11 protein-coding genes are annotated in these 14796 nt (G+C 43.3%); 3 read left to right on the top strand and 8 right to left on the bottom strand.

The annotated features are described in order from the left end of the window. Nucleotides 1-46: 46 nt before the first annotated feature. From ACJJI7_RS17745 to ACJJI7_RS17765, 5 genes are all read right to left on the bottom strand, one after another. Nucleotides 47-613 carry a DUF1993 domain-containing protein gene (locus tag ACJJI7_RS17745; RefSeq protein ID WP_444901597.1) on the bottom strand — a complete coding sequence of 189 codons (567 nt, stop codon included), beginning with the start codon at nt 611-613 and terminating at the stop codon, nt 47-49. A gap of 88 nt (nt 614-701) precedes the next feature. After that, on the bottom strand, nt 702-1868 hold the full coding sequence (locus ACJJI7_RS17750) for an AMP-binding protein (protein WP_282950582.1): 1167 nt from the start codon (nt 1866-1868) through the stop codon (nt 702-704). A gap of 23 nt (nt 1869-1891) precedes the next feature. Further along, on the bottom strand, nt 1892-2914 hold the full coding sequence (locus tag ACJJI7_RS17755) for a methyltransferase (protein WP_282950581.1): 1023 nt from the start codon (nt 2912-2914) through the stop codon (nt 1892-1894). A gap of 234 nt (nt 2915-3148) precedes the next feature. Beyond that, nucleotides 3149-3562 (bottom strand): GNAT family N-acetyltransferase, encoded by a 414-nt coding sequence (locus ACJJI7_RS17760; RefSeq protein WP_020415438.1) that lies wholly within the window; start codon nt 3560-3562, stop codon nt 3149-3151. 252 nt (nt 3563-3814) lie between these two features. Then, nucleotides 3815-5029 carry a CaiB/BaiF CoA transferase family protein gene (locus ACJJI7_RS17765; protein ID WP_353375441.1) on the bottom strand — a complete coding sequence of 405 codons (1215 nt, stop codon included), beginning with the start codon at nt 5027-5029 and terminating at the stop codon, nt 3815-3817. 723 nt (nt 5030-5752) lie between these two features. Here ACJJI7_RS17765 and ACJJI7_RS17770 point away from each other — a divergent pair. The 3 genes from ACJJI7_RS17770 (at nt 5753) to ACJJI7_RS17780 (ending at nt 8515) form a co-directional block, all read left to right on the top strand. Then, complete coding sequence (locus ACJJI7_RS17770) at nt 5753-6583, top strand: TauD/TfdA dioxygenase family protein (RefSeq protein WP_282950579.1); 831 nt, start codon at nt 5753-5755, stop codon at nt 6581-6583. A gap of 318 nt (nt 6584-6901) precedes the next feature. Then, nucleotides 6902-7570 carry a pyroglutamyl-peptidase I gene (pcp, locus tag ACJJI7_RS17775; protein WP_020415443.1) on the top strand — a complete coding sequence of 223 codons (669 nt, stop codon included), beginning with the start codon at nt 6902-6904 and terminating at the stop codon, nt 7568-7570. 33 nt (nt 7571-7603) lie between these two features. Continuing rightward, complete coding sequence (locus ACJJI7_RS17780) at nt 7604-8515, top strand: SMP-30/gluconolactonase/LRE family protein (RefSeq protein WP_020415444.1); 912 nt, start codon at nt 7604-7606, stop codon at nt 8513-8515. Between the two features lie 94 nt (nt 8516-8609). Here ACJJI7_RS17780 and ACJJI7_RS17785 read toward each other — a convergent pair whose 3' ends face one another. From ACJJI7_RS17785 to ACJJI7_RS17795, 3 genes are all read right to left on the bottom strand, one after another. Further along, the gene (locus tag ACJJI7_RS17785) at nt 8610-12095 is read right to left on the bottom strand and encodes a fascin domain-containing protein (RefSeq protein WP_444901596.1); all 3486 of its coding nucleotides are present in this window, start codon (nt 12093-12095) and stop codon (nt 8610-8612) included. A gap of 698 nt (nt 12096-12793) precedes the next feature. Next, on the bottom strand, nt 12794-13093 hold the full coding sequence (locus ACJJI7_RS17790) for a single-stranded DNA-binding protein (RefSeq protein WP_282950576.1): 300 nt from the start codon (nt 13091-13093) through the stop codon (nt 12794-12796). Nucleotides 13094-13825: 732 nt separating this feature from the next. Next, nucleotides 13826-14410, bottom strand: a complete 585-nt coding sequence (locus tag ACJJI7_RS17795; protein WP_020415448.1) for a DUF6940 family protein — start codon at nt 14408-14410, stop codon at nt 13826-13828. Between the last annotated feature and the right edge of the window lie 386 nt (nt 14411-14796).

The following is a 14796-nucleotide window of genomic DNA, read 5'->3' on the forward strand; positions in this document are numbered from 1 at the left end:
TGTGAGGTATACAGGAGTTTCTGATAAATGCTTGAATAGTTATATATTAATCGTGTTCAGGATGGTAGATCCTAAGATAAGTAAATGCATGCTGGACATAGTCCGCTTTTCCAAGATCAATCTTCTGCGCCCTTAAAATGGCATATGCTGTATTAAGATGAAAATAGAATTGGGGAAGGGCCCAATCTCTCGCATATTGCTCGCCTGTCATATCGAAAGTCATTCCATTTGGAAGCTCTAATTCGATCATTTGATCAGTACACATATCAAGCGCACCGGGTTCAAGACTGCGCAGAACTGTTAGTGCTTCGTTGATTCGTGTGCAAGCTGCTGAAATAGAACCTGGTTGAGCCCCTGCATTCTGACCTTCGCGTGCTAAGTGGTCTAAATGGTCGGGAAAAAGCTCTCTTCTCAAGCGAAATTGGGCCTCTTGAGCTTGCAGGCACGCAAAGCGTATTTGGGATGAAAGAGGGTACATATCCGGTGTGAGTCTGGCAGACAGCAACTCTTGAGCCTCTTTTTCAGGGAGCTGCTTACAGGCCTTATCCAGCCAGCTCGATAAAGCCTGTAACATTTGTATATATGTGGGTATAAGGAGGCTTGATAGTGACATGGTCATTTTCCTTTTACATTAAGGGTAGCTCCTTATCAATTAAACACAGTACTCCCCCCCCTACATTGAGCACTAAAACCAGAGAGGTCTATTTATTGCTATCACTTATATGAACGATGGGAGGCACTTTGTTAGTCCTTTTGACTCTCCTCAGCCTTTCAACTTGCTTTACGATAAAGGCTCCAGGGTATTGCTGTGCAACCGATGCCAAGTTGTGAATCCTTGTCAACACTCGATTACGAATCACTTCGGGATCGGCGCTGCCGGTAAATATCAATGTAAGCTCGCTTGCAGATTTACGTGTTTCCCCATTTTGGGTGAGAACCAGCTGGGCCTCCTCCACGTCATTCTCCCTTGTAGCGATATCAAGTATTTGCCCAATACTTAATAGTGCACTACATAGGCTCACATCATCGTCTGCACGCCCCTCAACCAGTAACGCTCTTGGGCGGCCACACCGACAAGTGGTTTGCTGTATTAAATCTCCTAAGCGATAGCGTATTAATGGCACCGTCCAGTCGTTACCTATCCGGGTGAGTAATGCACCCTGCTCGCTCGGCTCAATGAGCTGTCCTTCAAGCAAATGATACTTTTCCAAGTCACATTTTGGCGTGTTTATTGCAATACTATTGGTTTCCACGGAGCCGTAATCACACCAGAAGCCAGCGTTTGGAAACACGCTTTGTACAGTATCGTATTTGGCTTTCGTCCAGGGTTCAGCCATCCAAATGATCGTATGGATAGGGAGATTACCGCCTGAGTTTTTTAGCCCCTGGGCGAAGTCGGCGAGGCCTGTAGGTGCGCCAGCTAGTGTATTTACGCCAACATCTTGTAATACTTCTAACCAGGCTGTGAGTTCCGATGGGATAAATGGGCCCGTGGGTGCGCTTACTGACTGGCTTTTCTCGGCAAGGGTCTGGATAAAATAGTGGGCTCCCCACAAGCGGCCGGGATTGAAGAGGTTTAGTACTACGCTGTCTGGCCCAAGAGGTCTCCATTCCCTTAGGAGTCTCGCAGTAGCTTGGTGATAGGGAGTGTAAGTAAGTTTGGGTTTTCCGGTCGTACCTCCACTAGACATCAAGATTGCGCCGGCCGTAATTGCATTCGCTTTTGATACCTGGAGAATTTCTTCGGGGCCGCTGATGTGAAGGTCTTCAATTTTTGAGGCGGAATCCGGCACAGTCAAAGCGCCAAGCCGGGAAAGTTTTTGAGCCTGTGATAAGACTTCTTGCCAGTCTAAATGCCCAATGGACATTAGAATCTCTCCCATTGTTTAAGTTACGGCTTTATAGCTGAGACTACGGCAAAATACCCAAGTGCTTTATGACATTGAGGGTTCTCAAATCCTGCTTGATTAAGTAACTGGAATAGTTCCTCTAAAGAGAGGAGTTGCGCTCCATGATTCATGAAAAGATGAAAACTAAATAAAACTGGAGTAAGTTTGGTTATATTAAAGAGCATGTCATGAATAAGGACACTACCGCCTTTTGGCAAGGCCGCGTAAGCCTTACTCAATAGCTCTATGCTGGTGTCTGGTTTCCAATCGTGCAGCACATTGCTAAAACAGACCCCATCGCAACCAGTTGGCCAATCTTGCTTGAAGAAATCTCCCTCTACTATGCTTATCTGTTGCTTCTTAGCAAACTTATCTACATATTTTTTGGCTGTCATACAGACAGGAGCAAGATCAAAAAGAAGAGCATTGCGTTCCGGATATGCATCACAAAATGCCAATGCGATAGTGCCTGACCCAGCACCAGCATCGAGTAAGGTTTGAATATTGCTAAAGGCACCATTCTGAACCGCTGAAACAGCTGAGGCAAAACCTTGTGAGTGCATCAGGTGGGTGAAAGCCGCCGCTGAATCACCATCCATTTCATCATGTCGCCACATATCTGTTACAGAGCGACCCCTGCATTCAAGCTCGTATTCATGTTTCAGGCTGGTGAGAATCTTTTTATTAAGATGGTTTACATTATAAATATTGAACGGATCCAGGAGAACTTCTCCCCAGTAGTACTGGCTATTCCTATCCAGATACTGCTTGGCGAGTTCCGTATTTTTTAATTGATTGCGTGTAACATTGATATACCCTAAGTGTTGAAGCAGCAAGATAAACAGGTAGATTCCTTTACGGCTTAATTGCAGTTTGTTGCTCAGCTTCTCGCAGGTATCAAAGCCACCGTCAATAAGCCCAGTTATATCAAGCTGAGCTGAGACCATCAGGCAGGCAAAGGTGTAATTACCCATTAAGAGGTCCCACATTGGGGCATCTGATGTTGTAGGCGCTTTTATTTGCATCAGGCTATCCTTTTTGTCAGTAGGTGCCCAAATTCACAAGATAAATTAGCCTAAACAGCTGAAACTTTCAGTGAAGTTATCTCAATTAGATGTCTCCAGCTGAAGATAGGGATCATTTGATTAATTTTCCGTCAATGACAGTCAATAGGGCGACCGCTCCTTGATACTTATCCTTGTGTTCAAGTTTGAGTGAATCTGGGATGGCACTATGCCAGCCCTCTTTATTTGCTCAGACTACAGCTCCTTGACCATAAAGTACTTACATCCTTCTTTAGGGTATCCCTCTTGAACCCACTTAACTTCATAGCCCTGATTTTTATAGAATGGCATGGCCTGGAAGTTCAAAGTATCTAGTAAGCATTTTTTACAACCACGTTGTTTACCGGATATCTCAATTTTGCTCAATAGTTGGCTACCAATATTTTGCCCCCTTAGCTCTTCAGATACCCACAAAGTGTCTAGTAATAGCCAATCACCGAATGACCTTGCGGCTGCTCCGGCTATCACTTCACCAGAGGCATTTCTAATCTGAACAGCAAGGGGAAGCCTTTCTTTAACTTCCCAGTTTCTCCAGTTGAATTCATCAAGTTTTTTATCCAGAAAGTCGATTAATTCTTGTGCTGGGTTTTCAAGTACTTCTATATCCATTGTGATTGCCTTCCGGGCCAGAGTATAAGTTGAAAAAATTTTAGTTAATTTTTTCCGTATTTAATAAAGTTTGCTCTAAAAAATCAATCTTGATTTTGACTGCACCTGAAAGGAATACTGCCTGAAATAGCCAACCATTTAAAATAATTTTTACATGAACTGTGCTTAAGGTAATCAAGGATATGCGGAACAGGTCTCCTAATTGTAAAAGTGGTCAAGTTGATATAGATTCGATGTTGTTGTGAATTTACTTTATTGGCAAAAGATAACTCCAGCTTTTTGGAGATTGTTGATTTCTTTCTCTGTTATTCCAGCTTCAATTAAAATGTCTCGTGTATTCTCACCATAAAGAGGTGCTGTCTGGAATTCCACCGAGGGCGTACCCGGTATAGAAAAAGGCGCACAGAGGAACTCAATACTTTTGCGATCTGTACTACGGGAGTAGGGAACAGAGAGAATTTTATCGTTGTTGCGGACGTAGGGGTTGTCCAGGGCTTGTGCAATATCATAAACGGGTGCGCAGGGAACCTTACCTTCCATCTGGGCAGCCCAGTTAGCATTTGTTTTCTTCTGGAAATGATTGTCAAGCGATGCCGTTAGCTCCTCCCGGTGCTTCATTCTACTCTCGTTGGTTAGAAAACGTGCATCGTGCTTAAGAGAATCATCCCCCAGTTCTTGGCACAGAATCTCCCAGAACTTCTGTGTTAAACAAGCTACATAGAACCAGCCATCGGCGGTTTTTACCAATTGGCACGGTGCTTGTGATGCGTGTGCGGAGCGAGGCTGCTTTCCTGGAACTATCCCCTCATTGAGAAACCATAGGCCTTGATAGCACAAGCAGTTCAGTGCAACATCGAACAAGTTAGTATCAAAGTCGCCACCTTTTCCTGTAATTTCGGTACGCAGCAGTCCTGAGACTGTACACAGGGCGGCATACACGCTGCCTAATAAATCAACAACAGATACACCAACTTTGGTAGGTATTGATCCCGGCTCGCCGGTTACAGACATCCAGCCTGTTTCAGCCTGCATAAGGAAGTCATAGCCAGGCCAACTTTTCCTTTCATTGTCCCGGCCATACCCTGAAAGATGTGTACAAACGATTCTCGGGTTGACGACTTTTAACTTCCTATAAATAACTCCTAATTCTTCCGGCAGGGAACCGCGGAAGTTATCGATTACTGCATCTGATTTCTCAACAAGACTGAGAAAGACCTTTTTCCCCTCTGCCGACCTGATATCCAGGGCCAGGCTCTTCTTATTGTGCAAAGTAGACTCGCCAGATTCATTATCTTCCTGACTCTCATCAAGGAATAATGTGCCCATTCTTCTTAAGGGGTTCCCACTTTGTTTGGGATCCTCAATATTAATTACTTCGGCGCCCAGCATGGCTAACAGAGTGCCATGGAAGGAACCTGCTCCCCAGGTTTCGAAGGAGAGAATGCGCTTATTTTTTAGCGGCAACATGATGGAAATTTGAACTCTCAGGCAGTAAATGGCACACTTTTGCGGATTTTCGCAAAAGTAACTTGTATCGTTAGATTACTTATAGACCACAGTGTTTATAGATAGGCACGGACAACCCTCTAATTGCAACCTTGTGTCCAACCATCATTATCAATCTGTGGGTAAAACCCCAAGCAATAACAATAGGATACTCGATAGAATTTGTTTGAATAAAATAGTTTACCTGCTGGAATTGGGCAGCTTTTTCCAATCCTATGCCAGTATCTATATGCATCCTGGAGAAATGAATCTTTAAGTCTTTGCTCACTTCATCTCAGTAACTTTAAACTTTGTTAATTTATGTAAATAACTTTATTCTTTGGCTTTTATTTTAGTAGTTATTATTTAATTTTTAATATAGGAAGCTCGCACTGCTCGAAATAGCAATGCTAAATCATAGGTTAACTCTGTAAGTTTGAATGTTTATACCCAAAATGACCACGTATTTAGATGAAAATGACATTGAGTTCTTGGTAGTCATAGGTCAAATATGTACATAGGATGGCGTTAATATCAACCTTAAAGGGTCAGAAAATATAAGCAACTATTTGAAACAGGCTAATGATTGAATCTGTAGATGAATTGATATTATTTTAAGGAACGCCTGAAGTTCATTATATCGGGTTGATCATCTTGCTGAATAATTTATTATGCGGGTGACATCTAAAAAAAGCGATTCCTATCATGAACATCTCCCAGTATTCAAAAGGCTGTGGTGCACTCGTGGAAGGCGTACAGCTGGCCAATTTATCCGATGCCGAGCTTGGTGATCTACGCCGGGCCTTCGCCGACCATGGTGTGTTGTTTTTTCGTAACCAGTCCCTTTCCCCCGATGATCATCTAACCTTCGCCCACCGCTGGGGTGAAATTGTTATTAATAAGTTTTTCACACACACACAGGAATACCCTGGCATTGCTGAAGTACGTAAGGAAAAAGATCAGGAGACTAATATTGGCGGCGGTTGGCACACAGACCACTCTTATGATCAAAAACCCGCCTTAGGTTCCATCCTTGTAGCCAGGGAGCTACCCAAAACCGGCGGCGATACTCACTTCGCTAATCTGCAAAAAGCTTATGAAAGTTTGTCCGACGGTCTTAAGAAGACGCTGGAAACACTAAGAGCCGTGCATTCTAATGTGCATGTTTATGGTGAAGACGGTTACTACCAGTCGACAGACCTTGCTTCGCAACTTGGCGGCGTTGATGATGTGGGCGAGGCAATACATCCGGTAGTGATACAACACCCTGATACTGGGCGCAAGATTCTCTACGTCAATCCAGGGTTCACCCTTTGCTTTGAGGGGTGGACCCCGGAGGAGAGCAGGCCACTCCTTAACTACCTGTTCGCCCATGTGCTTACCAATGGATTTACCTGTCGGTTTAATTGGGAGCCTGGGTCGGTTGCATTCTGGGATAACCGCTCTACCTGGCATTCCGCGGAAAATGATTATCCAGGCCAGTTCCGCCTGATGCACCGTATCACACTTGCTGGTGGCGCATTACAGGGGGTGTGATATGAGGGTGGGTGTTAAATACACCCACCCTCAGCGAGGGCGCGTGTCGCCAGGCATTGGACGACATGCCCAGGTATAAGCCTACAGATAGGGCTTTAGTTAATGGAGCCCCAGTTCACGTCTATCTGAAAACGCTTCTGCTGTCTTTCTACAGATCTATGGTTCAAAACAGCATCTTAATTGGCATATTGTGCCAATCAAACACATCAGCAAAGTCTTTCTTTTAAGTCTGAGGCCTTAAAAGTTTCTATTCTTGAGAAATAGAATCAGACAACACATTTCTGAAGGCCAATTTCAAACTGCTCAAAGAGTATTGTCATGAAAAAGGTTTTAGTGACCGGCTTTGAACCATTCGGGCATACGCCAATAAATCCTGCAGAGTCGGTAATGCGTGTTTTGGATGGTACCCGTATTGGGAATTCAGATGTATTTGGAATCCTGGTTCCTAGTAGCTTCTTTGAGTGTATTGACGTAGTAACTAGCGCTATAGATGAGCTCCGTCCACAAATAGTGATAATGATGGGTGAATATGGTGGGCGATCGATGGTTACTGTAGAGCGAATTGCTCAAAATTTTAACGATTCTACTCGATATAACCTGAAGGACAATCGTGGCGTAGAGATGCAGGGCGCACCTACGGTTGCCAATGGACCGGTAGCCTATCGTAGTAATCTTCCTCTTAGAGCTATGGTAAGGGCAATGCGTGAAGCTGGAGTGCCTACAGATATTTCGGATAATGCCGCCACTTTTTGCTGTAATCACTTGATGTATGGCGTTTTGCACTTTATTGCCAGCAATCAGCTGGATATACGCGCAGGGTGGATTCACCTTCCGCAATTACCTCAAGTAGCAGCTTTGCCCGAAAACCTTGGTACACCCAGCATGTCCAGAGAGACCTCAGCACTTGGTGTCCATGCTGGAATAGAGGCCGCATTGCTACATACTGAGGATATTGATGTTCCTATTCCATCCAAATTTCAAGTCTAAGATTTACTGAAACTATTAAGAAGGGTTCTGACAATGGAGATTGAATGCCTTTGGGAGTGTAACGATGGATTGGGAGAAACACCCATCTGGCATGCAGAAGATACTTCTATCTACTGGGCGGATCATGTCGGCCCTTCGGTTGATTTAGCTGGGCCTCGGCGGCCATCGATTCGGCGGCTAAACATCTCTACTGGTGAAAGAAAGACCTGGGAAATGCCGGAGCAGGTAGGGTCCTTTGGTTTCCGTAAGGGAAGAGGGTTAGTTGGTGCTGCCAATACTGGGTTTTGCACCATTGACCTCGAAACAGGAGAGTTTGAGACAGTTGTTGATCCGGAACCGAATTTACCCCAAAACCGGTTAAATGATGGAAAAATTGACCGAAGAGGGCGTTTTTGGTGCGGTAGTATGGATACGCAATTGAAAGGTAAAGTCTCTCATTTATATTGTCTTGAGCCTGATTTTAGCGTGCGCAAGGTTGCTAAGGACTTTTCCTTTGTATGTTCCAATGGGATTGCCTTCGATCCGGAGGACACTCGTATGTACTTCGGCGATACCATTGGTGGTATGGTCTATGTATTTGACTTGGATATGGATGAGGGCCATATCAGTAATCGAAGGCCATTCTTTTCAGTTGAAGATCGCAAGCCCGCGATTGTAGATGGCGCAACAGTCGATGCTGAAGGGTACTATTGGTTTGCTTTGAATCTTGGCGGTAAGATTTTAAGGATTGACCCTAAGGGCCGCCTTGACCGTGAGATTGACCTACCGATCCGGAGTCCCACCTGTGTCACATTCGGTGGCGACAATTATGAAACGCTCTACGTTACTTCACAGCAATCATTTGTAACTCCTGAGGAGCTGGCCCGCCACCCGCAGCCAGGTAGTATTTTTGCTATTCATGGCCTTGGTGTTCAGGGGCTCCCGGAGCCAAAATTTGGAGCTTGAAAAGCCCACCAAATAATTTTCTAGATGCATAATCCCCCAAGATTAGGGCACCCAAACCCAGTAAGAATGGGTGTGGGTGCCCGCTTGGTGCTTGTTAGTTACCGTTTAGGTCGTAAACAACAAATTTCTCCCAGGAACCTAATGCTTTGCGATTCGCATTAGCCCGGCCATCTGATTCCGCAACGATATAGTTACCATGTTCCGGGTTGTATAAGGAAATTACGTCACCATTTTGTAAACAGCCCGAATTGTCTGAGTGATTGATCAACTTAAATGTTTCCCAGCTGTACCGAGCGGTTCTATCGACATCTAAAGCACCACTTTGTTGGGCACTGTAATAATAACCATCGGTGCTTTGCAGCCACACTTCATCCCCGTCAATCAGACAACCCTGTTGCAGGCTATTTCCTGTAAGGACAATAGTCTCATGGCTACCAATTACTGAGGCATTGGCGTTGGCTGTTTTTCCATTACCTCCATTACCTGCCGCGCCAAGATACTTCCCATGGGCTCCTTTAAGTGCCACTTTTAAGGATTTAACTGGGGGCTTTCCGACAGCCATATAACCTACAACTGCCTTTATAGTTTCCTCTTTATTACTGTTTGCCTCCTGTACCATCAGGCTCATTTCAAATGTGCCAGTTTTCTTATTTCTGACACGTGTGCTTAGTGTTTCATCCCTGTCACTACCTTGTACTTGGCTGATCAGTAAGTAATCCTGTAAGTCGACCCCGACAGTTTCAAAGTCCGGGGAGCCACTCAAATTATCTTCCAGTGCAACAGCGCCAATATGAAGCTTCAATCCATTGGCAATTGAGTAACTACCAGCCTCCATCACCACATAATGCACCACTTCCGATGTATGGATGCCGTCGTTCCAGGCAAACTCTGCAACACGCACATCGAAGCTGGTTGAAGTGATATTGCGAATCTCAGTTGTTATCGGGTCAGTGCCGGCAATACCAATGACTGAAGCAAACACCACAGGGTTTTCATAACTGAAGTCCAACTCTATAGTGGTCCATTCGTGATTTATTCCGTTAGCCTTATCAGCCTCACCACCAACAAAGCGCCGGTTAGTAAAACGCACTACATCGACCTTTTCACCTTCATGGATCAATTCCATATCTTGTGACTGGTCTTCTACGTTAATCAGATAGCATTCACCGTTATCGGCCTCTGCCATACGTAATATTGTTGGATCAAAACCGTTAAAGCTTACATTTTGATGTAAAAGCACATCGTTTGAACTCTCGCAATTACCATGACCCGTATTAGTTTCTGTGTCTGTTACATTATTGACCTGGAATCCACTCACCGAAGCCATTTCGATAGTAGATGTGTTATTAGCACTGGCCAGTTCCCACATTTCTCTATCAGTCAAATCATCTACGTTTGCTTCCCAGCCAAAACTTAAGGTCTTTCCATCGACCTCTAAAGTTGTCTCCCATACATGGCGGGTCTCTGCCCAGCTCCAGTACCATTTGCTTTTGATCTTGGCTTGCGAAACAGTGAAAATGAAATTACTAAAGCTTTCGTGAGTCTGGGTATTACCAACAACTGTTGCCCAGACTTGTTCATCAGCACTACAGCTGTAAATTTCTACAACCTCCTCATTACGAATAAAGGTTTTGGTATCCAGGCAGTGACGATAAACAGCCACATAACCATCACCCTCACGTGCAAACAGCCAGTTCTGGAAACTGGTTGTTTCATCGAATTGCTCCGTTGGCCAATGCAAATTTACTGGTGCAGTTAGAAAGTCATCTACAGGTAAAAAGTCCGTTGCTCTGTTAACACCATCCATAAAGCGCAGCTCCATCGCAGGTTTATACAAAACCAGGGCTACATTCTCATTTTGCTTTATATAGGGTAAGTGCGTGTTCATTTGCTCCTGGCCACCAGCCTTCCAGCCTCCGTATTCCGCACCTGACCGAGTGTAAACCGGTATAGTACCGGTTGTTGCTATCCAGGGCAGCTGCTGCCAACCTGCATTCCCCGCATGGAAATCCTGGTATGAGGATAATTGCACATTGCCATGGCGATACAGATCCATGGTTTTTTCTGAAATAATTGAGCTTGTGGTGAAAGGTGCACTGGTTTCAGTAAGAAGAACACCTGACATATCGACTACGTCATCTGCCAGGTTAGACTCCACAATCAAATCTTCCAAAAAGAAGTTCAGACCGGCAAGTGGATTCAGGTAATATTCCAGCATCTCATCAATGAGTTCTGGATGGGCATAGGCGCCGGCAGATTGAGAGAAAATCAACTTATCTTGGAGGTCCAACCCAGCCCATACGGTATCAACTTCAGAGATAGGATGGCCTGAAGAATAGCTTATGTTAATCTCACCATTCAGTTTTTCAAGGCGATTATAGGCAACACTGCTTACATCAAGTGTAGTCATGGCAAAAATATCCATATGGGTACTACCCGTAAAATCTTGTGGACCTTTGCCAGTAATCAAAGCGGTATATCGTGCGAACTTATTATTCAAGAAGTTAAGATCTTGGTGAACACCCTCATAGGTCCTTGAATCGACGGCTATAGCAGCACCAAGGTCGTTGGTGACCATAGCGATATCATTAAGAAAAATAAGGGCAACCTGTCCAGCCAGGGTTTTAATCTCTGTATCCTGGGCATAGTCGTATAAATTTAACAATGCTGTCAGGGAAAATGGGCTATAGACATTTGAAGTGGACTCATATATTCCAAACTGCTTTTTAACCTCCAGATAACGTACGAGACGCTCCCTTAGTTTTTCGGGTCCACCACCTATATCCCAACCTTCCATTTCAGATAGTAACCAGCTGGAAGATAGCCACATAAGTACGTGATTTTCAGAAGTGTAAACTCGCTTTCCTTCAGTATCTTCGTCCTGCCAATAAGGGAGTTTGATAATTTCACTCAGGATAATATCATCGTACTCATCACTCTCCGCCAATAGCCTAATATATTCTATCAGGCGCATATCAGGGTTTTTGTAAGCGTGCTTTCCTGGTGTAAAAAGATCGGTCAGCCCCCGAGCCAGAGCCTCTTTATCCAGTGGTAAATCAAAATAAGCCCTGAGTACATAATGATCGTTATTAGGTTCGGCTTTGGCTGAATCAAGAACGCGTTCGATATAAGCTACCTGCCGATCACGGAAGGCATTTAAATATGCAGGATGCGAGGAAGTATCATAGTCTGTAAGGCTCCACTGCCGCGCACCGTCCTCGGAATTCTGCCCCCCCGTGGTGAACCAGTCCGATATATCGAGATTCAGGCCGAAGTAATTTAATGCCGTGACTGTACCATCGGCAACGCCGTAGAAGAAATTAAGTGAACCTTCAACCACGGTCGTTAGTCCATCGTATATCCACTCACCGGTATCTACAAAGAAACCAATTGCTGCCGTTACACCATCCTCTACCGTTGTAACTATATCCTCAATAACCTCTTCAACTCTCACTTCAACAGTGTCCCAAGTATCAACAACCCAGGTTGTAAATTTGTCCCACAATCCTGCATGGGCGTATGCTGGTAAGATTAGAACAAACATAAGTGCGATACATACACCTATTTTTTTGAGCTTCATGATCAAGTCCTATATTATTTTTTTTGACCAAATAGAAGTAACTCTTTGGAGGAAGAACATATTTCGTTAAAAATTAATCATATAATTTAGGGGGTCCTATAAGTTTCATGTGATGCCGCATATTAAATTATTATTGGCTAAAAGAAATAATGGATGCTGGCTGTTCGAACTTCAAAATTCGTTCAGCAATGTAAGACCTTGTTGTTGATCGGGTCAAACAGAGATGGCGTATAGTGAGAAACTGATCTCACGAAGCTCTTAAAAGTTGTTTCTACAGTCTCATGAAATATAGCGTTAACTATTTCGTAATATTTGTGGGCTTCTGTGTTGAGAAAATGACTTCGAGGGGCTCGTGCAAATGGTTTATCTAATTTAACCTAATTAGTAGAGGCATGACTGTCGCAACTAAGATGTGGGGTGCCAAGGGGCTAGTACCTAAATTGGTCTTACTCAAGTACAGTAGATGTACTCAGTAGTATAAGCATGCGAAGTAACCACTGCCCATAAGTTTTTCTCATATTCCGATTTTGGTGCTTTAATGAAGGGGCGAAATTTATAGTGACTTATAATAAAACCTGGATGTACAGTAGAGTAGGGTGGTCATTTTATTGAAACTACTTTTCATACTGATGCCGGAATTACTCAAGGGAATGATATCTGCATGCTCTATCAAGAAGGTTATAAGGGGTTAAATTTAACTAACAGTTCTCAATTTTCCAATCATCAATAATTTGCACATCCTTAATTACAATTTCCGCAGTAGTACGATCGTTGCCTTGCTGATCTTTTCTCATTCGATGCTGCAGCTTTCCTTCTAGATCAATCAGCGAGCCTTTGCGCCCATAATTAAGCAGATATTCAGCCTTGTTTCCATACGCAATACAGCGATGTGTTTCTGTCTTTTCTTGTGCTTTTCCGGATTGGCGGTCAGACCAAGTTTCACTGGTAGTGACATTGAATGCTATTGCAGTTTTTTTAGGCGATACTCTCAAAGTCAATTGTTACCCTGCCCATTAAGAATATTCTATTTTTTGAGCGGCGATGTGCCATAATTTAAGTCCGTGCCAGAATTTTAATTAATAGCTTAAGGTGCAAATAGTAGGAGGTGTATAGCTATTCTGGTGTCGGGTTGTCACTTTTATTAGGCTTTTGTTGCCTGCTGGATTTGCGGTCTTCATTGGAGTTCTTTTCAGTGGGGAAGTTTTTATTTTTTGAGGGGATATTATTTTTCTCTAAGTTCTTTTTGGGTATATTTTTGTGGTATGACTTTATTATTATCATTTTTGCTCCTGGTAAGAGAGTATGTTGAGTTTTGTGAATAATATAGTGACTTGTTTATTTTCCGGCCTTGTCTGCTGTTGCTTCCTGTTTTTGTTCAAATCAATATTGTTTTCTCAAGGGGATAGCGCAAAAGATAATTATTTTATATTTACGATTGATGCTGATTGCTGGATCACAGCTTCTTGCATATCTGACGTTATTTTCTTTACGTTGGCAGATTAGAGAATTGAGCAAACTGAGTATTTGCTCTATGCAAAGAATGTATGTAACAGAAACGCAGAAGTTTACTGCAGCGATGAAACCGGCATTCGCAGTAATTGCTAACTAAGCGTCGCTATACGCCAAAAGCGAAAACGCGAATTATGAAGTTAAGTGCTAAGCGCACTCAATCTAATAATGTTCAACCTGTGGCGTTTCAAGGATATGCGTCAGGTTTAGGCTAAACTAATCTATTTATTGGGCGGCTTTCTGAACTCTGTATAATGATAATATTTTGGCCTACTATCGAAACGAATGTGTAACCATGCAACACCTCCGCCCGCTGTGCTTAACCAAACAGGATTATTTGAAGCTAGCTTTAGACCTAAGCCACCAACTGTACTCCAAAGTTCATGCTGCTGCCTACTGGGTGCTGTATTGGTAAAGGAGGCTAAGTGACAATAATTTACAGCGGTTTCTTGATTTGAAGGCACTACAATAGTGGCATCTTTGCCAAGATTTTGAAACCAAACAACGGACTTTGATGTATCACGAATATATGCCTCGAAAGGGCTTGAGTTGGGTGTTTGATCTAAAGATGGCGCATCTAAAACGACAAACTCAAATATTCCTTGCAGTGATTTCTTGGTAAATCCTGGTGTCTCCCATCTATACGCCTGATATGGAATCGCCTGAAGCGAAGAGATTAAAAAGTTCCTAAATTTCGCGTTATCCCGAAGGTACTTCAGCGCCTCATAAAATGTAACAGCCTCTCGATTATTATTAATAGTAAAGTGATACCCATTACTTACCTTAGATTTACTTAGATTCCACATATTACTTACCACTGACCTTGCTCACAAAAAGTAAACAAAAATTTACTTGCATTTTGCATTGTTCCAGCAATTATCTTTCTTAATCATGAAAAGCCGAATGACCTAACTTGACAGCAGGTGTTGATCTCTTAGCGACACTATACATTGCGATAACTAATATATTTACAATTACTTTTTCTTTTGCACGAATTTAGCTCTATATCTGTTTTTGTTTTTTATGGTAACTGTCGTATAAGTTTGAGACAAATTTTCTCAACAGCATGGCAGAAGTGTGAATTCTGCTTCAGGGCTATCTCACACATGTTAGTAATAGCTAAACGCCCTAGAGCGTCATCAACAGAATAGATAGAGTAAATTATAGACAATGAGGACGTTTCTAGTATCAA

Source organism: Microbulbifer variabilis, from assembly GCF_056232115.1.